Below are 21484 nucleotides of genomic sequence, written 5' to 3' on the forward strand. Positions count from 1 at the left end.
TTCATCCCTGGGTCTTCTGGGGTGCCTGGGTCTTCTGGACGGCTTCGCGGAGGACCTGGCGGTCGTCGAAGGGCCGGACGACGCCGGCGATGTCCTGGCCCTGCTCGTGGCCCTTGCCGGCCACCAGCACGGTGTCGCCGGGCCCGGCGAGGGCGACGGCGGCCTCCACGGCGGCGGCGCGGTCCTCGAAGACCCGGACCTCGCCGCGCTCGTGGGCGGGCACCGAGGCGGCGCCCTCCAGCATCGCGGCGAGGATCGCCAGGGGGTCCTCGGAGCGGGGGTTGTCGGAGGTGAGCAGGGCGGTGTCGGCGAGACGGGCCGCGGCGGCGCCCATCGGGCCGCGCTTGGTCGTGTCGCGGTCGCCGCCGCAGCCGATGACCACGTGCAGGCGGCCCTCGGTGACCAGGCGCAGGGCGCGCAGCACCGACTCGACGGCGTCGGTCTTGTGGGCGTAGTCGACGACCGCCAGGTAGGGCTGGCCGGCGTCGACGCGCTCGAGGCGGCCGGGGACGCCGGGCACCGCGGCGACGCCGTCGGCGGCGGCCTGCGGGTCGAGTCCGGCGGCGGCCAGCGCCACGATCGCGGCGAGGGTGTTGGCCACGTTGAACCAGCCCGGCAGCGGGGCGCGGGCGGTGATCCGCTCGCCCTCGGGGCCGACCGCGGTGAACGTGGAGTCCATGGCGCCGGTGCGCACGTCCTCGGCGCGCCAGTCCGCGTCGGGGCTGCCGTCGGCGGAGTAGGTGATCACCGGGACGCCGGCCTCACGGGCGAGGCGGCGGCCGTACTCGTCGTCGGTGTTGACCACGCCGAGGCGGCTGCGCTCGGGGGTGAACAGGCTCGCCTTGGCCTGGTAGTAGTCCTCCATGTCCCGGTGGAACTCCATGTGTTCCGGGCTGAGGTTGTTGAAGACGGCCACGTCGAAGACGCAGCCGTCCACCCGGCCCAGCACCAGGGCGTGGCTGGAGACCTCCATGGCGACGGCCTCGACGCCGCGTTCGCGCATCACCGCGAACAGGGCCTGGAGGTCGGTGGCCTCGGGGGTGGTGCGCTCGGACTTGATCCGCTCGTCGCCGATACGCATCTCGACCGTGCCGATCAGACCGGTGGACCGCGCGGTGCGCAGGCCGCCCTCGATCAGGTAGGCGGTGGTGGTCTTGCCGGAGGTGCCGGTGATGCCGATCTGGAGCAGGGCGTCGCCGGGGCTGCCGTAGACGGTGGCGGCGAGTTCGCCCATCCGGCCGCGCGGGTCCTCGGTGACGAGGACCGGCAGCCCGGTGGCCGCGGCGCGTTCGGCGCCGGCCGGGTCGGTGAGCACGGCGGCCGCGCCGAGGGAGGCGGCCTGGGCGGCGAAGTCCGCGCCGTGGGCGCGCGCGCCCGGCAGGGCCGCGTACAGGTCGCCCGGCCGCACCGCACGCGAGTCGTGGGTGATGCCGGTGACCTCGGCGCCGCTCGCCGGGTCCGGGGCGCCGAGCGCCCGGGCCAGCTCGCCGAGGGGGGTCGCGGCGACCCGCGCGGGCCTCGGCGGCCCCGCGGGTTTCTGGTTGTGGGGGGACTGATCAGCTTGTGGCACGGCGGTGAGCGTACCGGGCGCGGGGGTTCCGGAGCGAAGCGAGGGGCCGGGCGGGGCGTGACCGGATCCGTCGGCGGGGCCGGGACCGGAGGTGATCGTCGTCACGGGCGTTCCTGCTGTTCTGGGTCGTGCTGACGGTGTGCGGCAAAGCTCAGGGCTTGAAGGTGACGGGCAGTCGGGCGGGTTCCTTCCCGGTGGGCGGGACCTGGAGGGTCTTCAGGGCGAACTCCATGACCTGCTTGTACACGGGGCCGCAGATCTGTCCGCCGAAGTGGCTGCCCTCGGTGGGGTTCTGGATGACGCAGTAGACGGTGACCCTCGGCTTGTCGGCAGGGGCGAATCCGGCGAAGGAGGAGGTGTAGCCGCTGTAGTTGCCGGTCCTGGGATCCACCCGGTTGGCGGTGCCGGTCTTGCCGGCCACCCGGTAGCCGGGGATGCGGGCCCTGGTGCCGGTGCCCTCCTCGTCGTCGACCACGGACTCCAGCATCCGGGCGAGGGTCCTGGCGGTCTTCTCGCTGACCACGCGGGTCCTGCGCGGCTCCTCCGCGGGGGTGAAGCCGCCGTCCGGGCCGCGGGTGCCGCGGACCAGGGTGGGCTGGACCCGCACGCCGTCGTTGGCGACCGTGGAGTAGACGGAGGCCGCCTGCAGGGCGTTGACGGAAACGCCCTGGCCGAAGGGGATCGTGTACTGCTGCGAGGTGGACCAGTCCCCGGGCGGGGCGAGGATGCCGGAGGTGGCGCCGGGCAGGCCGAGCCCGGTGGGCTGTCCGAGGCCGAACTTGCGCAGGTAGGAGTGGAGGACCTGGTTGGCCTCCTTCTGCGTGCCGCCGAGCTGGCCGGTGGCCATGATGGTGCCGATGTTGCTGGACTTGGCGAGCACGCCGTTGAGCGTGAGGTGCCAGGTCTCGTGGTCGATGTCGTCGCGGAAGAGCCGGTCGCCGCGGTGCAGCCGGTTGGGGACCGTGACGTGGGTTCCCGGGGTGGCCACGCCCTCGTCGAGCACCGCGGCCATGGAGATCACCTTGGCGGTGGAGCCGGGTTCGAAGGCGTCCTCCACGGCGGCGTTGCGCAGGGCCTCGGGGTCGGCCTTCGAGAGGTCGTTGGGGTCGAAGCCGGGGGCGTTGGCCATGGCCAGGATCTCGCCGGTGCGGGTGTCCTGGACGATGACGTAGCCGCGGTCGGCCTTCGAGGCGGCCACCTGGTCGCCGATGGCCTTCTGGGCGGCCCACTGGATGTCGCGGTCGAGGGTGAGCTCGACGGTGGAGCCGGGCACCGCGGGCTTCTCGCTCCCCCCGGCGGTGGGCACCTGCCGTCCGCCGGACTGCGCGTAGCGGATCTTCCCGTCCCGGCCGGCAAGGCTCTCCTGCATCTGCCGCTCGATGCCGCCGCCGCCCCGGCCCTCGGCGTCGACCCAGCCCAGGACGGAGCCGGCCAGGTCGCGGTTGGGGTAGACGCGCTTGCTGCTGGGCGCGGAGAAGACGCCGGCCAGGACGTTGACCACACCGGGGTCCTTGCCCTCCTGGCGGGCGAGTTCGGCCTTGAGGTCGGCGATCTGCTGCCACTCCTGCGGGGTGCGCCGGCGGGCCAGGAGGACGTACATGGTGTTCTTCGTCCGCAGCTTGCGGGCGATCTCCGCCTGCTCCTGGTCGTCGGCCTCGAGCACCTGGGCCAGCAGCTCGGCGGCCCGCTCGGGCGCGTCGTCGATGCCGGTGGCCTTGCGGGTGAACATCGTCGGGTCGGCGGTGATGTCGTCGGCGTCGACGCTGCTGGCCAGGGCGACGCCGTTGCGGTCGGTGATGTCGCCGCGCTGCGCCTCGACCTTCTGGTCGACGTAGCGGTTCTGCTGGGCCTTGGCCGTGTAGGTGCTCGCGTCCACCGCCTGGACCTGGAGCAGCCGCACCAGGAAGGCGGACAGCACCAGGGTCAGGGCGAGGCCGATCAGGCGGAGCCGGGGGCGCGGGCTGCCGAGCCGCAGCGGCTTGGGGCCGGACGGGCGGCGCGGCGGCGTGGGCCGTCCGCCGCGGCCGCCGGAGCCGGACGGGCGGCGGGCGGCCGACCCGGCGGACCGGGCCTGCCGGCCGGGCGCGGGGACGCGGCGTCGCTGGGCTTGCCTGTCGGGCACTTCCGTCACCTGCCGGGGGTCGGAGAACGCGGTTCGGTGGAGGCGGCGTTCGGGGAGGACGCGGCCGCCCCCGCCGCGGTTCCCGGCGCCGTGGGGGACGCCGGGCCGGAGGCCTTCGGTTCCCCGCTGCCGGAGGGGGAGGCCGACCCGCCGGGTCCGGCGGCCGCCGTCGCCGAGGCGGACGGCGAGGCCTGCGCGGGCGGCGAGGGGACGCCGGTGGCGGCCTGCGGCCTGCCGCGGACGGTGCCGTCGGGCTGGAGGAAGGCGGGGTCGCCGCCGGGGACCATGCCGAGCTCCTGGGCACGGCGCGCCAGCGCGTCGGGCGCCGCGTAGGCGTCGACGTCGCGCTGCAGCGCCTGCTCGTCGTCGGTCAGGGTCTTGGTCTCGCGGCGCAGGTCGGAGAGGCGGAACGAGCCCTCGCTGAGCGCCGAGTTGAGCAGCAGCAGGGTGATCAGCCCGCCGCCCAGCAGGGCGACCACCAGCAGCACGAACGGCGTGCGGGCGGCCTGGCTTCCCCGGGTGGGCAGCAGCGCCGCCAGCCGTGCCGCGCGACCCCGCAGCTGCGGTTTCCCGCTCATCCGTCCTCCCCTTGCCCCTCGGTGGTCACCGGACGTCCTCCCTGACGCGCTCCGCCCCGCGGAACCGGGCGGGGGCGGCCCGCCGGTTCTCGGCGATCTCCTCCTCGGTGGGCAGCTCGGCCCCGCGGGTGAGCAGCTTCAGCCGGGGCTGGTACTCCTCGGGGACGATCGGCAGTCCGGGCGGCGCCGTGGAGGCGGCGCCGGCCGCGAAGACCTGCTTGACCAGCCGGTCCTCCAGCGAGTGGTACGACAGCACGCCGATCCGCCCGCCGACGGCGAGGGCCTTCACCGCGGCGGGGATCGCCCGCTCCAGGACGCTCAACTCGCCGTTGACCTCGATGCGCAGGGCCTGGAAGGTGCGCTTGGCGGGGTTGCCGCCGGTGCGCTTGGCGGCCTGCGGCAGGGCGTCGCGGATCAGCTGCACCAGCCGGGCGCTGCTGGTGAACGGCCCCTTCTGGCGCTCGCGCACCACGGCGGAGACGATCCGCTTGGCCTGCTTCTCCTCGCCGTACGCGCGCAGGATCCGCACCAGTTCGCCCGGCGGGTAGGTGTTGAGGACCTCGGCGGCGCTGATGCCGGTGGTCTGGTCCATCCGCATGTCCAGGGGGGCGTCCTGGGCGTAGGCGAAGCCCCGGTCGGCCTCGTCCAGCTGCATGGAGGAGACGCCGAGGTCGAAGAGGACGCCCTGGACGCCGTGCGCGGAGGGAATGCCGAGACGGTCCAGGACCTCGGGGAGCTCGTCGTAGACGGCGTGCACCAGGGTGGCCCGGTCGCCGAAGGGGGCGAGCCGCTCGCCGGACAGGCGCAGCGCCTCCTTGTCGCGGTCCAGGCCGATCAGCCGGACCTCGGGGAACCGGGTGAGCATGGCCTCGCTGTGCCCGCCGAGGCCGAGGGTGCAGTCGACCACGACCGCTCCCGGCCGCTCCAGCGCGGGCGCCAGGAGATCCAGGCACCGCCGGAGCATCACAGGGACATGTCGGCTCTCGCTCAAGGGGCCCTCTCAGGTCCGCGTGGCGATACGCGCAACCGGGTCACCGCCCGCTCGCGGAGGGGAGGCCCGCCGGCGCCAGGAGCGTCGGCCGGCCAGGAGCGGGAGGAGGCCGAGCCGCACGTACGCGCCGCGCACGTGGGGAGATCCCGGGCGTCCTCGGCCCGGGTGCTCCGGAATTCGGTCCAGCGGGGAGGGCATCGCGTGTCTCGCCTCCCGCTTCGCGTCACTTTAGTCCACCCTGTCTGCCGGTCAATCAACTGCCCTGCGCGTCGTCCCGCCCGGGGGCGGTACCGCCCTCGCCCTACAGGAATCACCCGTGCGGCGCAGTGCACTCCACCCTTGTGGGTTACCTCACACAGAAGATCGACGGTTCCGTTTGTCCCCTTCCGCAAGTGTCGGGGCGGGAAGCGGCCAGTAACGTCTTCCTCATGTCGACTTCTGCTTCTGCCGGCTCCGCCGCCCCCTCCCCCGGCGCCGACACCTCCGGCTCCGTGACCGACCGCCTGGTCGATGCGAACCAGGACTACGCCGCGGCCTTCACCGACCCCGGCATGGACGCCCGTCCGGTGCTGCGCGTGGCGGTCGTCGCCTGCATGGACGCGCGCCTCGACCTGCACGCGGCGCTCGGTCTCGAGCTGGGCGACTGCCACACCGTGCGCAACGCGGGCGGCGTGGTCACCGACGACGTGATCCGCTCCCTGACCATCAGCCAGCGCGCGCTGGGCACCCGCAGCGTCGTGCTGATCCACCACACCGGCTGCGGCCTGGAGTCCCTCACCGAGGAGTTCCGGCACGAGCTGGAGATGGAGGTCGGCCAGCGTCCGACCTGGGCGGTGGAGGCTTTCCGCGACGTCGACCAGGACGTGCGGCAGTCCATGCAGAAGGTGCGCACCTCGCCGTTCCTGCTCCACACCGACGACGTCCGCGGTTTCGTCTTCGACGTGAAGACGGGCCTGCTGCGGGAGATCGACGGCTCCTGACGGCCCGGGCGGGCGTCCTGTCCGCCCCGTGCCCGCGTGTCACATCGGCCTTTCTCAGACGCCCGGTCCGGGATCCCTCCCGGGCCGGGCGTTCGGCGTCCCCCGAACGGGTGGCAAACCCTGCGAAAGTCGCCCTAGTTGTCCACAGGTCGCCCCTGGTCCGGACCGGTCTTGTCCACACGTCCTGACAGGCAGGACTCCGGCGAACAAGAATGCGGACGGGGGCACGCGAACACGCCGTTGCTCAGGGGACACGACATTGGGGCCGAAGGGGGCCGGGGTGACGACCTATGACGACCGAGGGAACCTTTCCGATCTGACCGCGACGACGGAGCGGATTCGGGGCGCGGTCGAGCAGGTGATCGAGGGGAAGCCGGAAGTCGTGCGGCTGGCGCTGACGGTGCTGCTCGCCGAGGGGCATCTGCTGATCGAGGACGTGCCGGGCGTCGGCAAGACGATGCTCGCCAAGGCGCTGGCCCGTTCGGTGGACTGCTCGGTGCGGCGCATCCAGTTCACCCCGGACCTGCTGCCGTCGGACATCACCGGCGTCTCCATCTGGGACCAGCAGCGACAGGACTTCGAGTTCAAGCCGGGCGCGATCTTCTCCCAGATGGTGATCGGCGACGAGATCAACCGCGCCTCTCCCAAGACGCAGTCGGCGCTGCTGGAGTCCATGGAGGAGCGGCAGGTCACCATCGACGGCCAGACCTATCCGCTGCCCAGCCCGTTCATGGTGGTGGCCACCCAGAACCCGGTCGAGATGGAGGGCACCTATCCCCTGCCGGAGGCGCAGCGGGACCGGTTCATGGCCCGCGTCTCCATCGGCTATCCGAGCGCGGAGGCCGAACTGCGGATGCTGGACGTGCACGGCGGGGCGCCTCCGCTGGAGGACCTGCAGCCGGTGGCGCACGCGCACGACATCGTGAAGCTGATCGAGGCGGTCCGCGAGGTGCACGTCTCGGAGGCGGTCCGCCGGTACGCGGTGCAGCTGGTCACGGCCACCCGCGTCCACCGGGACCTGAGACTGGGCGCTTCGCCGCGCGCCACGCTGCACCTGCTGCGCGCGTCGAAGGCCGCGGCGGCGCTGGCCGGCCGGGAGTTCGCGCTCCCGGACGACGTGCAGGCGCTGACCGAGGCGGTGCTGGCCCACCGTCTGCTGCCGAACGCACAGGCCCAGCTGGCCGGGCGGACGGCTCAGACGGTGGTGCGGGAGATCCTGGTGCAGACGCCGGTGCCCGCCGCTCCGGGCGCGCGGGGTCTGTGATGCAGCCGGGGGGCCGGCGGGCCGCGCGCGGCCCTGGAGAGATGCGGGTGGCGCTGGCGGGGCTGACCACCCGGGGCCGTTCGTTCCTCGCCGCGGGGGTGGCGGCGGGGGTGTGCGCGTACGTGCTGGGGCAGCAGGACCTGCTGCGGGTGGGGCTGCTGCTGGCGGCGCTGCCGCTGCTGTGCGCCGTCGCGGTGCACCGGACCCGGCACCGGGTGACGTCCTCGCGCACGCTGACGCCGGTGCGGGTGCCGACGGGCGCCGAGGCGCGGGTGCGGCTGCGGGTGGACAACGTCTCCCGGCTGCCCACCGGGCTGCTGATGCTCCAGGACCGGGTGCCGTACATGCTGGGCCCGCGGCCCCGCTTCGTGCTGGACCGCGTCCAGCCGGGCGGCCAGCGCGAGGTGTCCTACCGGGTCCGCCCCGACCTGCGGGGCCGGTATCCGCTGGGTCCTTTGGAGCTGCGGCTGGCGGACCCGTTCGGGATGTGCGAGCTGACCCGCTCGTTCGCCGCGCACGACATGCTGACGGTGGTGCCGCAGGTGGAGGCGCTGCCGCCGGTGCGGCTGGGCCGCGGGGCCCAGGGGTTCGGCGACGGGCGGCAGCGTTCCATGGCGGTGGGCGGCGAGGACGACGTGCTGCCGCGCGGCTACCGGTACGGGGACGATCTGCGCCGGGTCCACTGGCGGTCCACCGCGCGGTACGGCGAGCTCATGGTCCGGCGGGAGGAGCAGCCGCACCGCGCCCGGTGCACGGTGCTGCTGGACACCCGGCGCGAGGCCTACCGGGGCGCGGGGCCGGGCTCGGCGTTCGAGTGGTCGGTGTCCGGCGCGGCCTCGGTGCTCACGCACATGCTGCAGCGGGGGTACTCGGTGCGGCTGCTGACCGACACCGGAACCCTGGTGCCCGGCGAGGCGGGGGCCTCCTTCGGGGGCGCCGGCGTCGAGACGGCCGAGGCGGCGGGGCTGCTGATGGACACCCTGTCGGTGATCGGCCACTCCGACGGCGAGGGGCTGACGGCGGCGCAGGAGGTGCTGCGCCGCAGCGGCGACGGACTGCTGGTGGCGTTCCTGGGCGCGCTCGACGAGGAACAGGCGCGAACCGTCGCCCGGATGCGGCACCGCACCAACGGCGCGCTCGCCTTCCTCCCGGAGGACGACGAGGAGGACGCCGAGCCGGACTTCCCGGTGGACCCCGGGGCGGCGGCCGCCGCCCCGGACACCGAGCGGGTGCTGCGCGAGGCGGGCTGGACGGTGGTGCGGGCGCCGCGTGGGGCCTCCATGGCCGCCGTGTGGCGGCAGGCGGACCAGCAGCGGACGGGTCTCGTGGACGGGGGTGAGCGGCGATGAGCCTGCGGACGAGGACGACACTGGCCGCCGCGGCGGCGACGCTGCTCACGGCGCTGGCGCTGATACCGCTGACCGAGGAGGGCACCTGGTACGCCAAGGCCGTCGTCGCGGTCGCCCTGCTGGCGGGCGTGGGCGCGACGGCCCGGCGGTTCTCGGCGCCCCGGCCGACGGTCGTCGTCGTCGAACTGACGGCCTCGCTGGCCCTGTTGTCGTTGTTCTTCGCCCGGGAGCAGGCGGTGGCCTGGCTGCTCCCGGGCCCCGAGGCGGTGACCCGTCTCGCGGTCCTGGCGCGGCAGGGGCTGGCGGACGTCACCGAGTACGCGAACCCGGCGCCGCTGACCCCCGGCATCTCTCTGCTGCTGGTCGGCGGCGTGCTGCTGATCGCGGTGCTGGTAGACACCCTGGCGGTGACCTACGCGCTGGCCGCCCCGGCCGGACTGCCCTTGCTGGCGCTGTACTCGGTGGCCGCGGGCCTCGCCGAGGAGGGCGGGGCGGGGGCGTTCGCGTTCGGCGCGGCGGCGGTCGGTTACCTGGTGCTGCTGCTGGCCGACGGCCGGGAGCGGCTCACCCGGTGGGGCCGCACCTTCGGCGGTCCCCCGACGGACGCCGCGGGCCGCGGGCCGCGGCCCGGACAGGGAAGAGGGCAGCCGACCGGGCGCCGGATCGGGGCGGCCGCGCTGGGGGTGGCGCTGCTGGCTCCGGCCGCCCTGCCCTCGCTGGGCACCAGCCTGGTGGGCGGCCTCGGCTCGGGCAGCGGCTCGGGATCCGGCGGGCGCGGCACCGGCAATTCGGTGGACCTGCTGGTCGCGCTGCGCGACAACCTCAACGACTCCGACGACCGTACGGTGCTGACCGTGCGCACCACCTCCCGGCGCACCAGCGACATGTACCTGCGGATCGCCTCGCTGGACGAGTTCGACGGCACCACCTGGAAGGCCTCGCCGCGGCGGACCGTGCCGCTCCCGCCGCGCTTCCCCGACCCGCCGGGCCTGGGCCGGCAGGTGCTGCGCAAGGAGGTGACCAGCAGGATCACGGCCGCCGACTGGTACGAGCAGCGGCACCTGCCGATGCCCTACCCGGCCACCTGGGCCGAGGCGCTCGGCCAGTGGCGGCTCGACCCGCTGAGCCTGACCGTCAGCGGCGACGCCGGCGCCACCACGGAGGGCGAGACCTGGGAGGTCTCCAGCCTGGAGGTCCTGCCGACGCGGGATCAGCTGGCCTCCGCCCCGGCGCCGGGCCCCGAGCTGCGGAACTTCACCGACCTCCCGTCGTCCCTGCCCGACGAGGTCGGCGAGACGGCGCGCGCGGTCACCGAGGACGCGGGCAACGCCTACGAGCAGGCGGTGGCGCTTCAGGACTGGTTCTCGGTCACCGGAGGCTTCACCTACGACACCGAGGTCGAGGTGGGCGAGGACCCGGACGCGATCGCCCGGTTCCTGGACACCCGCCAGGGCTTCTGCGTCCACTTCTCCTTCGCGATGGCCGCCATGGCGCGTTCGCTGGGCATACCGGCCCGGGTCGCGGTCGGCTTCGCCCCGGGCGCGGAGCGGGGCGACGGGAGCGTGGAGGTGAACCTCCAGGACGCGCACGCCTGGCCGGAGCTGTACTTCGAGGGCGTGGGGTGGACCCGGTTCGAGCCCACTCCGACGCGGGGCACGGTCCCGGAGTACACCCGGCCGGAGACCACGCCGGGCGGTGCGACGCCGTCGCCCTCGGCGGCTCCCGAGGACGACGAGCTGACGGCGCCCAAACCGAAGCCGTCCAGCAGCGCGAGCTGCACGCCGGAGCTGCGGCGCATGGACGCGTGTCCGGACGAGGACGAGCCGGCGGCGGCCGCCGGCGGCGGCGGGCCCCGGTGGCCGCAGGTCCTGCTGTGGTCGCTGCTCGCCCTGGTCGTCGTGCTGGTGCCGCTGTCGCCGATGCTGTGGCGCGTCCGGGCGCGCAGGCGGCGGCTCGGCACGCCGCCGCGGGACGAGGCGGACGTGGCCTCCCACACGCTGCGGCTGTGGCGTGAGGTCACGGACACCGCCTGGGACCTCGGCACCGTCCCGGACCACTCGCTGACGCCGCGCCGGGCGGCGGAGCGCGTCGCGCGGGCGGGACGCCTCGACCCGGCCGCGGCGGAGGCCCTGCACCGGTTGGCGACGTCGGTGGAACAGGTGCTGTACGCGCCTCGGGCGGTGCCGGGGCGGGCCGCCGACGCGGCGGACGTGTGCGCGGCGCTGCAGGGGTCGGTGGGCCGGGGCACGCGGCTGCGCGCCCTTCTCGCCCCCCGTTCCGCGGTCCGCGTCCGCCGGGCCCTCGCCGCCCGCGCGGCGGGAGTCCGCGCCCGGTCGGCCCGGCGCGCGACCTGACGGTCGCCGCCCGGCCGGCACCACGGGGCCCTAACAGGCGTAGCAGAAAGGGCAGTTGGGAGACCGAGAGGCTGTTCCTGCCTGACGGTTCATCAACTAGCTTGTTGATCAAACGCATCACGACCCAGGGAGCAACATGTCGACCGCGCAGCAGGTGCCCGACATCCTTTCGCCGGAGTTCGCAGCGGACCCCTATCCCGCGTACCGCGTCTTCCGTGACAGTGCGCCCCTCCTGTGGCACGAGGCCACACAGAGCTACGTCGTGTCGCGCTACGAGGACGTCGAGCACGTCTTCAAGGACAAGCAGGGCCAGTTCACCACCGACAACTACGACTGGCAGCTCGAGCCCGTGCACGGGAAGACGATCCTGCAGCTGAGCGGACGCGAACACGCCGTGCGGCGTGCGCTGGTGGCTCCCGCCTTCCGCGGCACCGACCTGCAGGAGAAGTTCCTGCCCGTCATCGAGCGCAATTCGCGGGAGCTGATCGACGCGTTCCGGCACACCGGCTCGGCGGATCTGGTCGCCGACTACGCCACCCGCTTCCCGGTCAACGTCATCGCCGACATGCTGGGCCTGAACAAGGGCGACCACGAGCGGTTCCACCGCTGGTACACAGCCGTCATCGCGTTCCTCGGCAACCTGTCGGGGGACGCCGAGGTGACCGCGGCGGGTGAGCGGACCCGGGTGGAGTTCGCCGAGTACATGCTGCCGGTCATCCGTGAGCGCCGGGACCGTCCTGGCGCCGACCTGTTGTCCCAGCTCTGCGCCGCCGAGGTGGACGGCGTCCGGATGAGCGACGAGGACATCAAGGCGTTCTGCAGTCTGCTGCTGGCCGCCGGGGGCGAGACCACGGACAAGGCCATCGCCGGCATCTTCGCGAACCTGCTGCGCCACCCCGACCAGCTCGCCGCCGTCCGGGAGGACCGCAGCCTGATCCCCCGGGCCTTCGCCGAGACCCTGCGCTACACCCCTCCGGTCCACATGATCATGCGGCAGTCGGCGGAGGAGGTGGAGCTGAGTGGCGGCACGCTGCCCGCCGGGGTCACCGTCACCTGCCTGATCGGCGCCGCCAACCGCGACGACAGGCGCTTCACCGACCCGGACCGCTTCGACATCTTCCGCGACGACCTCACCGCCACGACGGCGTTCTCCGCCGCCGCCGACCACCTCGCCTTCGCGCTCGGCCGGCACTTCTGCGTCGGCGCGCTGCTGGCGAAGGCCGAGGTGGAGATCGGCGTCGGCCAGCTGCTCGACGCCATGCCCGACGTGCGTCTCGCCGAGGGATTCGAGCCCGCGGAGCAGGGCGTGTTCACCCGGGGTCCGGCACGTCTCCCCGTGCGGTTCACCCCGGTCTCCGGCTGACTCCCCGGGTCGCCGCGAGCCGCACCGGGCGCCTGCCCGCGCCCTGTTCCCGAGCCGCTGCCCGGGCGGAGGGCCCGGGGCGCTCGCGGGGCCGGGCATGGCCGCCCCCGCGAGCGCCGCGCCACGGGCGCGTGGCCCTACCGCACGACCGGTGTGAAGTGCACGGGAAGCTCCGTGAGGCCCCGCATCCAGATCGACGGGCGCCAGGTCAGTTCCTTCGGATCGACGGCCAGCACCAGGTCGGGCAGCCGGTCCAGCAGGGTCTCGACGGCGGTGCGCGCCATGATGTCCGCCAGCAGCGGGGCGGGATAGGGGCAGCGGTGCTCCCCGTTGCTGAAGGACAGGTGGGCGGCGTTCTCGGCCGCCACCTGCCCCTCCGGCCAGATCTGCGGGTCGCTGTTCGCCGCGGCGAGCCCCAGGACCAGGCAGTCGCCGGCCCGGATCTGGCGGCCCCCCAGCTGCACGTCCCCGGTGGCCCACCGCCCGATGAAGTTCTGCGTGGGCGTGTCCAGCCACAGCACCTCGTTGAGCGCCTCGCCCACGCTGAGCCTGCCGCCCGAGACGTTCACGGCGAACCGTTCGTCCGTCAGCAGCAGGCGCAGCGTGTTGCCGATCCAGTTCCCGGTCGGCTGCTGCGCCGCGGCGATCACCGAGATCAGGTCCTGGACGATCTCCTCGTCCGTCAGGCCCGCCGGGTGGGCGAGCATGCGGGAGGTGACGTCGGGGCCCGGAGCGGCCCGCTTGTCGTGCACCAGCTGCCGCAGCCGCTCGCCCACGCGACCGTACGCCGCCACCGGGTCGTCGCCCTCCGCCGCGTCCAGGGAGATGCGCAGGTCGTCCACGAGCTGCCGGGTGTCCGTACCCGAGGCCGGCATGCCGCACATCTGCACCACGGCCCGCATCGGCAGGGCGTGCGCGTAGCCGCTCATGAGCTCCGCGTCGCCGCTGCCGGCGAAGCGGGCGATCAGTTCGTCGGCGATCAGCCGGCAGTTGAGCGCCAGCTCGAACTGGTCGACGCCCTCCAGGGCCTGCGTGATCACTCCGGCCCGCCGCCGGTGCTCGTCCCCCTCGGTGAACAGCAAAGAGGGCTGGTACCCGACGAACGGCAGCAGCGGCCAGTCCTGCGGGATGCCTCCCCACTGGTTCCAGCGCCGCGAGTCGCGAGCGAACAGCTCGTCGTGCTGGGTCACATAGGTGACCTCGGAGTACCCCAGCACCAGCCAGGCGGGGATGTCGCCCTCCAGCAGCACCGGTGCGACGGGGCCGTGCTCCCGGCGCAGGGAGCGGTAGAGCTGTGACGGCGACTGCTGGTACTCCAGCCCCGTCAGGCGGACCGCTTCCTGGTGGGCGGGGCACGCGGACGGCGCGCCGTGCGGGGCCGGGTGTCCGGATGCGGTCACGGTGTCGCCTCCTTGGCCATGGCCAGGTCGTAAAGGTGGTCCACGAGAGTGATCAGCACGTCCTTGGCCGACTGGCGGTCCCGCGCGTCGCACTCGACCATGGGCACGCGCGCCGGCAGGGCGAGCGCCTGGCGCACCTCGTCGAGGGAGTACCTGGCACCGTCCTGCTCGAACCGGTTGACGGCCACCACGAAGGGGGTGCCGTGGTGCTCCAGCCTGTCGATCGCGTACCAGGAGTCGTCCACCCGGCGCGTGTCGACGAGGACGACCGCGCCCAGCGTTCCCGAGAAGAGCCGGTCCCACAGGAACCAGAACCTCTCCTGGCCGGGCGCGCCGAACAGGTACAGCACCATGCGGTCGTTGAGGCTGATCCGTCCGAAGTCGAAGGCGACCGTCGTCGTGTGCTTCCGCGAGGCGGGATCGGTCTCGTCGACGCCGACGCCGGCCTGGGTCATCACCTCTTCGGTGTTCAGCGGCCTGATCTCGCTGACGGAGCGGACCAGGGTCGTCTTGCCGACGCCGAAGCCGCCCACGACGACGATCTTCAGTCCGGTCTCCGCCCGGTCCGTCAGCGGTAGGCGCAGGGAGGGCAACTCAGATGTTGCGGAGCCCATGAAGCACTTCCTTGAGCAGTTGCGAATCGGGCAGGTCGGCGACGGACGCCGCCGCCCGCGGGTGGCGCGCCGTGACGCGGCCGGCGTCCAGCAGGTCGGCGAGCAGGATGCGCACCACCGTGATCGGCAGGCGCAGCTCCGCGGCCACCTCGACGACGGCGGTGGGGTGACGGCACAGCTTCAGGATCCGGACGTGCTCCGACTGCATGCCGGCCGTCGGCTCGCACTCGCTGACCAGGAGGGTGACCAGGTCGAGGGGTTCGTCGGCGCGGTGGCGTCCCCCGGTCACCGTGTAGAGCCGGTCGGGGTCGCCCGTGTCGACGGGTTCGCGCCTCACGCCGTGCCGTCCCTGACCGGTTCCCGTGGCTCGGCCCGCAGGTGCTCGCCGATCTGCTCCACCAGTTCCGTCATCTGGTGGCCCACGACTCCCGGGTCCGCGTCCTCGTCGGCGACGACCGCCAGGTGCGCGCCCTCGCCGGCCTCCACGACGAACAGCAGACCGCCGTGGAACTCGGTCATCGAGTGCCGTACGCCGCCGGTGCCGTCGCCGAACTCCAACGAGGCGCCCTGGGCGAGGGCCTGGATGCCGGAGCAGATGGCGGCGAGCTGGTCGGCCTGGTCGACGGACAGGTGCTCGCTCCAGCACAGCTTCAGTCCGTCACGGGACAGGACCAGTGCGTGCCGGGTGCCGGGGGTGCGTTCCTGCAGGTTCTGCATGAGCCAGCTGAGGCTGTTGTCGGTGGTCTGCATGCGGGGTGTCGGGGCGGCGGTACCGGAATCCTCCGGCACCACCGCCCCGGTCCTCCAATCTCACGGGGGGCTGGAGCAGGACGGCGTCCTGGTCCTGCGGGCACGGGGGCGGAAAGGATGTCGCGCTAGCGGGCGACGGGGGGTTCGAGGCCGGACGGTCCGCCGTCGGTCTCACCGCCGGCCCGGCGCGCGCGGTGGAAGGCGCCGAACCGGGAGCCCACGTCGCGGCCGGATCGCCGGTCCGGCCGGGCGCCATCGGCCTGCCCGGTCGCTCGGCGGCGCTGCTCGCGCTCCCTCGTGGCGTCGGCCATGGTCTGTCCGGGCGCGCGGACGGGCAGCCCGTTGGGTGTGCTGGTGCCGCTCGGGCGGCTTCCGCCCTGGTCGGGCGCCCCGGTCGTCCGGTCCCGCTCCGGGCGGGCCTCCGGCGGGGTGTGCTCCTGCGCCGGCCGCGCCGGGAGCCGCTCGACGGCCTCCGGATGCCGGGGCTGTCCGATCCTGCCGTGTTCGGCCTCGACGGTGCCCGGCTCGACGGGCACGGCCGGGGCGGGCGCGCCCGGGGCCGGCGTGGTGGGGCGGCCGCGCGTCACGGCCTCGCGCCGCTGTGCGAGCAGGTGGAGCGGCAGCAGGACGACGACCCCGGTGCCGCCGCGGGACGAGGGCCGGTAGTTGACGCCTATGCCGTACTTCACCGCGATGCGGCCGACGACCGCCAGGCCGACCCGGGTGCCCTGCAGCGAGGCGAGGTCGGTCACGCGCCCGGCCACGGCCTCCTCGGCGCGGCGCATGGCGGCCTCGGCCATCCTCAGGCCGCTGTCCTCGACGGTGACGACGATGCCGGCGCTGTGGTGCTCGGCGTAGACGTGCACCTCGTCGATGGGCGGGGAGAAGTTGGCGGCGTTGTCCATCAGCTCGGCGAGCAGGTGCATCACGCTCTCGGCCGCGTGGCCCGAGATCGCCGCGGCGGTGGAGCAGTGCAGACGCACCCGCCGGTACGCGGCGATGCGGCCGACGGCGCCGCGCAGGATGCTCTCCATGACGATGGGCTTGTTCCACGCGCGGCTGGACCGGCCGCCCATGAGCAGCGCCAGCCGGTCGGTCATCAGGCCCAGCTGCGAGGTGCTGTGGTCCAGCTTCAGGAGGTCGCCGAAGACCTCCTCGCCGTGACGTTCCTGCATCTCCCTCAGGTCCGCGAGGATCTGGACGGCCTTGGCCTGCACCCGGCCGAGCGCCTTGGCCGACGCCGCCTGCGCGGCGGCGGCCCGCCGCTCGCTCAGGGCGAAGGCACGGATGAAGTTCTCGGCCCCGGCGCGCACGGCGGGGTGCGAGGGCAGTTCGACGCCGGCGAGCACGGTGTCGGCGGAACGGCCCTCGCGCAGCCCGGCGACGGCCGTCGGCCACGTCTCCCCGGCCAGCCGCTGCAGGTCGGTCTCCACCCGGTCCAGCGCCGACCTGGTCTCCAGGTACCGGGCCTCCATGGCGGCGGTGCGCTGAGCGCTCCGGCCGACCGCGACGGCCACCGCGGCGGCGAGCCGGCGGAGCTGCGGGTCCGGCAGCACCCGGGTGTCGTCCAGGCCCGCGGTCGCGTGCGGGTCGTCGGTGAGGGCCGGGAAGGTCACCGTGAGCAGGTGCGAGACCTGCCCCGTCAGGCGGTCCGCCTGCGCCCGTAGCCGGGCGGCATCGGCCTCGTTACGAGCCGCCGCCTCGGCGGCCCGTAACAGGAGCCGCCTGCAGACGAGGACGGTGACGCCCAGGATCACCCAGGCCGCACCTCCCACGGCCAGGACCCAGGGGAGGGCGTCGGGCGGTGCGGTGGCGGCCGCCGCTCCGACGGCCGCGGCCGTCACCAGCAGCGGCGCCGAACACGCGGCGGACGAGGGGGAGAAGGCCTTGGCCCGGTCTTGCTGGCCGGGCGGAGCAGGCACTGACATCGGACGGGTCCCTCGGTCAGGGGGATCTGGCGGTGAGCAGGACGGCCGGTGCTCGACGGTCCCTCGGCCGGGGGTGCGCGAGAGGAGCGGAGCCGTTTTTTCGGCCGCACGAGCCTCATGCTAGCCACCCGTCGGGGTGCGTTGATCGGCATAGCGGAACTGCTTGCGCGGAATGGCATTTCGTCGCGATGTCAACGGGAAGGAACGGACCCGTGGTAAAGGCGATCTCACCCGGCCAGGCTCCACAACTGGAGGCATGCACTCCCTGACGCGTCGTCAAATAGCGTCTAACGACAGGAAGTTGTACACATCGCATCGGATGCGATCGATTTTCGGCCAAGTTCGCTCAAGCGCGGCTCTCTGAACGCTCCCGCATGACGGATCGGTCCATGGTCCGGGGCGGCGCGGCCGACCGGCTCGGTCGGCGGGGCGCTTTCGGGTGCGGGTACTCATGCCCGGATGAGTACCCGAGCGGATGCGGCGGGCGGGCGGCACCGGCAGAGTCATGACGCGGGGGCGGGCACCGCGCCACCGGTACCGCCGACACGGGGCGGCGGTACCGGTGCGCGTGCCGCCCGGCCCGCGTGCCGCCCGGCCCGCCGCCGCGCGCGTCGGGGCCGCACGTGCGCGGGACCGCCTCCCTGGGAGACGTCCCTGGGAGACGCCCGCATCGGCCGCCGCCCCGCTCGGCGCCGCGGGCTCAGCGCCGGCCGGCGACCCGCCCCTGCAGCAGCAGGGAGAGCGCGCCGTGGACGTCGTCCAGCGACCGCTCCGGCTGGAACGCCAGCCAGTCCAGCGCCGCGACGAGGACCATGCCCACCAGGGCGGCCGCCGTCAGCGAGACGTCGATCTCGTCGCTGAACTCCCCGGCCTCGACGCCGTCCCGCAGCACCCCCTCGACCACCGCGACGGCCTCCTGCCGGACCACCATCAGGGTCTCCTGCCAGGCCCGGTTGGTGCGCCACAGCTCGGCGACGTAGAGCTGGGTGAAGGCCGGGTAGCGGTGGATGAAGACCAGGCCGGCCCGGATCATCGCGTCCAGCGCGTCCACCCGGCTGCCGCCGTCGCGCGCGGTCTGCTCGGCGGCCTCACGCAGGGAGGCCGTCAGCAGCCCGACTCCGTGCCGCAGCAGCTCCTCGAAGAGCACGGACTTGCTGGCGAAGTTGTAGTAGACGGTGCCCTTGGCGACCCCGGCCCGCTCGGCGATCTCGTCCACCGTGGTGGCGGAGAAGCCCTGCTCGGCGATGAGGGTCACGGCCGCCTCGTACAGCTTCTGCTTGGTGGCGGCACGGCGGCCGGTGCTGCTTTTCATGCCGTCGATTCTCACAGACTCAGCTCCGGGCGCAGGCGGTCGAAGGTCCACACCTGCTTGCGCCGGGCCGCCACCGAGGTCAGCACGAGGGCTCCCGCGGTGTACGCGAGGAGCACCGCGCAGGCCTGCAGGACCGGGGCGGTGTCGCCGCCGGTGATCAGCCGGCGCAGCGCCTCGACCACGTGACTCATCGGCAGGTAGGGGTGGATCGCGCCGAAGAACCCGGGGCTGGTCTCCACCGGGTAGGTGCCGCCGGCCGAGGTCAGCTGCAGCATCAGCAGGGCGAGCACCAGGATCCGGCCGGCCGCGCCGAAGCGGGCGTTGAGCCATTGGACGATCGCCGCGAAGCAGACGGTGACCAGCAGCAGGAAGCCGACGGTGGCCGCGCCTCGGGCCGTGCGCAGGCCGATCCCCCAGTGCAGGACGGACATCAGCGCGGTCACCTGGAGCACGCCCAGCGCCGCCACCGGCAGCCAGCCGGCCACGGCGATCCGCCAGGCCGGCGCCCCGGCCGCCAGGGCCCGGCGGTTGAGGGGCTGGATCAGCATGTAGGCGACCATCGCGCCGACCCACAGGGCGAGCGGGATGAAGTAGGGCGCGAAGGCGGTGCCGTAGTTGTCGGCCTGGTGGAGCTTGGAGTTGGCCAGGCGCACCGGGTCGGCCATCACCTCGGTGCGGCGGTCGCGTTCGGCCGTGTCGAGGTCCGGGATCTTCCCGGCGCCCTCGTGCAGGCCGCCGGCGAGTTCGCCGGAGCCGTCGACCAGCCGGTAGATGCCGCCGTCGAGGCGGTCGGCGCCCTTCTTCAGCGCGCCGACGCCCTCGTCGAGGTTCGCGGCGCCCTTCTCGGCGCGGCCGAGCCCCTTGTGGAGGTCCCCGGCCCCGGCCGCGACCGCCTTCGCGCCGCGGTCCAGCGCGTTGATCCTGCTCACGGCGTCGTCGAGGTCCTCGGTCAGCCGGGGGGCCCGGTCGGCGAGGGCGTCCGCCTGCTTCTCGAGGGTGGCGAGGTGCTTGTCGAGTGCGGCCAGGTGGTCCTTCTGGCCGGCGACCAGCTTGTCGACGTCCGCGGCGACGGCGGCCGCGTCGACGGCGGCGTCCCTGGCCTTCTTCAGGTCGGGGCAGGCCGGGTCGGGCAGCGGGGAGACCTCGCAGCGGGTGTGGTGGACCTCGGTGAGGGTCGCGGAGGCGGTGGCGGCGTCGCGGGACGCCCCGGGCGCGGCGTCCGCCAGGGTGCCGAGGTTGGCGCGGACCTCGGCGGCGGAGTCCGCCACCAGGCGCGCGGTGTCGGCGATGGTCTGCTCGTTCTTCTCCAGGAAGGGGCGCACGGTGTCCGCGACGCCGTTGACCTTGCCGGCCAGTGTCCCGGTGCCCGCGGCCACCCGGCGGGCGCCGGAGGCCACGTCCTCGGAGCCGCCGTGCAGCCGCGTCAGGCCCTTGTGCAGGTCCTCGCTGCCGGTGCGCGCGTCGCCGAGGCCGCCGGCCAGGTCCTGGGAGCCCTTCTTCGCCTTCTCGATGCCGCCCGCCAGGTCGTCGGCGCCGGTGGCGGCCTCCTCGGTGGCGTCGTGGATGTCGGAGAAGGAGACGAAGATGTGGTCCAGGAAGCCGCGGGTCGCCTTGGTGGAGGCGGCGGTGCGGACCTCGGCGAAGACGGTGCGGGAGATCTGGCCGACGATGTAGTTGTTCGCGTCGTCGGTGCGCACCTTCAGCGCGCCGGCTCGGGGATCGTCGCTCCCTCCGGAGGCGATGCGCTTGCTGAAGTCCGCGGGGATGGTGAGCGACAGGTAGTACCGGCCGCTCTCCACGCCCTCGCGTGCCTCCTCGGGGCCGACCTGGCGCCAGTCGAAGACGCCGCTGTCGCGCAGTCCGTCGGCGATGTCGTCACCGGCCGTCAGGCGTTCGCCCTCGGCGGTGGCGCCCCGGTCCTGGTTGACCAGCGCGACGGGGACGCGGTCGAGGTTGCCGTAGGGGTCCCAGAAGGACCACAGGTAGAGCGCGCCGTACAGCAGCGGCAGCAGGATCATGGAGACCAGGGCGGCCCGGGTCAGCCGGCTGCGGCCGAACCGCCTGAGCTCAAGCGCGGCCAGTCGCGGGGTGCGCATCCGCGTCCTCCTCGGCGATCGGGGCCTCGACGGCCTTCTGCGGGTCCTGTCCCGGGACCTCGTCCGCGGCCTTCGCGGGCACGGGGACGTCCGCTGCCTTCACGGGCACGGGGACGTCCGCTGCCTTCACGGATTCGCGGGCATCCTCGGACTCGGGGACGTCGGCGGCCTTCCCGGGCACGGGGGCGTCCTCGGCGGCGTCGGGCGACACCGGACGCGGGGTGGTCCCGCCGCCCGGGCCCTCGGGTGTTCCGCTCGCGGTGTCAGGAGCGGCGGGGGCAGGTGCTCCGCGGCGGATCAGGCGGCGCAGCCGCCCGGGCGCGGGCGGGAGGTCCTCGGGGGCGGCCGGCTCGCCGACCGGCACCACGAGGTCCGCCCCGCGCGGGGCCTCGCGGAACGAGGCCAGGACGGTCGTGCCGTCGGCGGCCAGCGCGGACAGCATCGCGGCCACCTCCTCCCGTTCGGAGCCGGAGAGGCCCAGGTCGGCGTCGTCCACCGCGATCACCTCGGGTCGGCCTGGCCGGCCGAGCAGTGCGAGGGCCACCGAGAGCCGCAGCTCCTGTGCCCGGGACAGGTCCCGCACCGCCGTGCGGGACCCCTTCGGCAGGTCGTCCGGCGCCAGTCCCACCGCCCGGAGCGCCGCGTCCGCACGGGCCGCGTCCTCGGCCGCCCGCGCCCGCGGCGAACGCAGCAGTCCGCGCACCAGGTCGGCCGCCGGTCCCCCCGACCGGCGGGCGACCACGGGCCCCGCGGGGAGGTGTTACGCGAGGGTGTGGGCGGGGTCGTGGGGCCTGAGCCCGGGGAAGTGGGGCC

Annotated in this window: 17 protein-coding genes; 5 read left to right on the forward strand and 12 right to left on the reverse strand. The window is 74.1% G+C overall.

The genetic code is table 11. The features are described from left to right. Position 1: 1 nt before the first annotated feature. Genes ACFRAV_RS19750 through rsmH form a run of 4 tightly spaced genes read right to left on the reverse strand, consistent with a single transcriptional unit; the run spans position 2 to position 5261 of the window. Positions 2-1675: a UDP-N-acetylmuramoyl-L-alanyl-D-glutamate--2,6-diaminopimelate ligase gene (locus ACFRAV_RS19750; protein ID WP_382557318.1), complete on the reverse strand. Its 1674-nt coding sequence runs from the start codon at positions 1673-1675 to the stop codon at positions 2-4. A 46-nt stretch (positions 1676-1721) separates the two neighbouring features. Continuing rightward, positions 1722-3701 (reverse strand): peptidoglycan D,D-transpeptidase FtsI family protein, encoded by a 1980-nt coding sequence (locus ACFRAV_RS19755; RefSeq protein WP_382557320.1) that lies wholly within the window; start codon positions 3699-3701, stop codon positions 1722-1724. Beyond that, positions 3698-4270, reverse strand: a complete 573-nt coding sequence (locus ACFRAV_RS19760; RefSeq protein ID WP_382557321.1) for a septum formation initiator family protein — start codon at positions 4268-4270, stop codon at positions 3698-3700. The genes ACFRAV_RS19755 and ACFRAV_RS19760 overlap by 4 nt, the downstream gene beginning before the upstream one ends. A 25-nt stretch (positions 4271-4295) precedes the next feature. Then, a complete protein-coding gene (rsmH, locus tag ACFRAV_RS19765) occupies positions 4296-5261 on the reverse strand; it encodes a 16S rRNA (cytosine(1402)-N(4))-methyltransferase RsmH (RefSeq protein ID WP_382557324.1) in 966 nt (321 codons plus the stop codon). Between the two features lie 428 nt (positions 5262-5689). Between rsmH and ACFRAV_RS19770 the strand changes: the two genes are divergently transcribed. The 5 genes from ACFRAV_RS19770 to ACFRAV_RS19790 all read left to right on the forward strand — a co-directional run bounded on the left by ACFRAV_RS19770 (position 5690) and on the right by ACFRAV_RS19790 (position 12571). Next, a complete protein-coding gene (locus tag ACFRAV_RS19770) occupies positions 5690-6241 on the forward strand; it encodes a beta-class carbonic anhydrase (RefSeq protein ID WP_382557327.1) in 552 nt (183 codons plus the stop codon). Between the two features lie 280 nt (positions 6242-6521). After that, a complete protein-coding gene (locus tag ACFRAV_RS19775; protein ID WP_382557329.1) occupies positions 6522-7505 on the forward strand; it encodes an AAA family ATPase in 984 nt (327 codons plus the stop codon). Positions 7506-7546: 41 nt separating this feature from the next. Beyond that, on the forward strand, positions 7547-8854 hold the full coding sequence (locus ACFRAV_RS19780; RefSeq protein WP_382557331.1) for a DUF58 domain-containing protein: 1308 nt from the start codon (positions 7547-7549) through the stop codon (positions 8852-8854). Further along, positions 8851-11208, forward strand: coding sequence for a transglutaminaseTgpA domain-containing protein (locus ACFRAV_RS19785; protein ID WP_382557333.1), 2358 nt, complete (start codon positions 8851-8853; stop codon positions 11206-11208). The genes ACFRAV_RS19780 and ACFRAV_RS19785 overlap by 4 nt, the downstream gene beginning before the upstream one ends. 136 nt (positions 11209-11344) lie before the next feature. Further along, positions 11345-12571: a cytochrome P450 gene (locus ACFRAV_RS19790; RefSeq protein WP_382557336.1), complete on the forward strand. Its 1227-nt coding sequence runs from the start codon at positions 11345-11347 to the stop codon at positions 12569-12571. A gap of 137 nt (positions 12572-12708) precedes the next feature. Here ACFRAV_RS19790 and ACFRAV_RS19795 read toward each other — a convergent pair whose 3' ends face one another. The 8 genes from ACFRAV_RS19795 to ACFRAV_RS19830 form a co-directional block, all read right to left on the reverse strand. Continuing rightward, positions 12709-13971, reverse strand: coding sequence for a cytochrome P450 (locus tag ACFRAV_RS19795; protein WP_382557338.1), 1263 nt, complete (start codon positions 13969-13971; stop codon positions 12709-12711). Then, a complete protein-coding gene (locus ACFRAV_RS19800) occupies positions 13968-14585 on the reverse strand; it encodes an ATP/GTP-binding protein (protein WP_351114356.1) in 618 nt (205 codons plus the stop codon). Before ACFRAV_RS19800 ends, ACFRAV_RS19795 begins: the two co-directional genes overlap by 4 nt. Beyond that, positions 14566-14922, reverse strand: a complete 357-nt coding sequence (locus ACFRAV_RS19805) for a DUF742 domain-containing protein (RefSeq protein WP_382557341.1) — start codon at positions 14920-14922, stop codon at positions 14566-14568. Before ACFRAV_RS19805 ends, ACFRAV_RS19800 begins: the two co-directional genes overlap by 20 nt. Continuing rightward, positions 14919-15335 carry a roadblock/LC7 domain-containing protein gene (locus ACFRAV_RS19810; RefSeq protein ID WP_382557343.1) on the reverse strand — a complete coding sequence of 139 codons (417 nt, stop codon included), beginning with the start codon at positions 15333-15335 and terminating at the stop codon, positions 14919-14921. Before ACFRAV_RS19810 ends, ACFRAV_RS19805 begins: the two co-directional genes overlap by 4 nt. A gap of 125 nt (positions 15336-15460) precedes the next feature. After that, positions 15461-17263 (reverse strand): ATP-binding protein, encoded by a 1803-nt coding sequence (locus tag ACFRAV_RS19815; RefSeq protein WP_382557346.1) that lies wholly within the window; start codon positions 17261-17263, stop codon positions 15461-15463. 700 nt (positions 17264-17963) lie between these two features. Further along, positions 17964-18575 carry a TetR/AcrR family transcriptional regulator gene (locus tag ACFRAV_RS19820; protein WP_382557348.1) on the reverse strand — a complete coding sequence of 204 codons (612 nt, stop codon included), beginning with the start codon at positions 18573-18575 and terminating at the stop codon, positions 17964-17966. Between the two features lie 11 nt (positions 18576-18586). After that, on the reverse strand, positions 18587-20671 hold the full coding sequence (locus ACFRAV_RS19825) for a YhgE/Pip family protein (RefSeq protein ID WP_382557350.1): 2085 nt from the start codon (positions 20669-20671) through the stop codon (positions 18587-18589). Next, positions 20643-21374 (reverse strand): hypothetical protein, encoded by a 732-nt coding sequence (locus ACFRAV_RS19830; protein ID WP_382557352.1) that lies wholly within the window; start codon positions 21372-21374, stop codon positions 20643-20645. Before ACFRAV_RS19830 ends, ACFRAV_RS19825 begins: the two co-directional genes overlap by 29 nt. Positions 21375-21484 lie beyond the last annotated feature (110 nt).

The organism is Streptomyces sp. NPDC056600 (genome assembly GCF_042792855.1).
Classification (GTDB): Bacteria; Actinomycetota; Actinomycetes; order Streptomycetales; family Streptomycetaceae; genus Streptomyces.

What these genes read in the sequence shown, in the direction of transcription:
- ACFRAV_RS19760 (WP_382557321.1), bottom strand. Translation starts at nt 4,270, where the DNA reads ATGAGCGGGAAACCGCAGCTGCGGGGTCGCGCGGCACGGCTGGCGGCG.
- ACFRAV_RS19790 (WP_382557336.1), top strand. Translation starts at nt 11,345, where the DNA reads ATGTCGACCGCGCAGCAGGTGCCCGACATCCTTTCGCCGGAGTTCGCA.
- ACFRAV_RS19815 (WP_382557346.1), bottom strand. Translation starts at nt 17,263, where the DNA reads ATGTCAGTGCCTGCTCCGCCCGGCCAGCAAGACCGGGCCAAGGCCTTC.
- ACFRAV_RS19820 (WP_382557348.1), bottom strand. Translation starts at nt 18,575, where the DNA reads ATGAAAAGCAGCACCGGCCGCCGTGCCGCCACCAAGCAGAAGCTGTAC.
- ACFRAV_RS19785 (WP_382557333.1), top strand. Translation starts at nt 8,851, where the DNA reads ATGAGCCTGCGGACGAGGACGACACTGGCCGCCGCGGCGGCGACGCTG.
- ACFRAV_RS19780 (WP_382557331.1), top strand. Translation starts at nt 7,547, where the DNA reads ATGCGGGTGGCGCTGGCGGGGCTGACCACCCGGGGCCGTTCGTTCCTC.
- ACFRAV_RS19825 (WP_382557350.1), bottom strand. Translation starts at nt 20,671, where the DNA reads ATGCGCACCCCGCGACTGGCCGCGCTTGAGCTCAGGCGGTTCGGCCGC.
- ACFRAV_RS19810 (WP_382557343.1), bottom strand. Translation starts at nt 15,335, where the DNA reads ATGCAGACCACCGACAACAGCCTCAGCTGGCTCATGCAGAACCTGCAG.
- ACFRAV_RS19770 (WP_382557327.1), top strand. Translation starts at nt 5,690, where the DNA reads ATGTCGACTTCTGCTTCTGCCGGCTCCGCCGCCCCCTCCCCCGGCGCC.
- ACFRAV_RS19800 (WP_351114356.1), bottom strand. Translation starts at nt 14,585, where the DNA reads ATGGGCTCCGCAACATCTGAGTTGCCCTCCCTGCGCCTACCGCTGACG.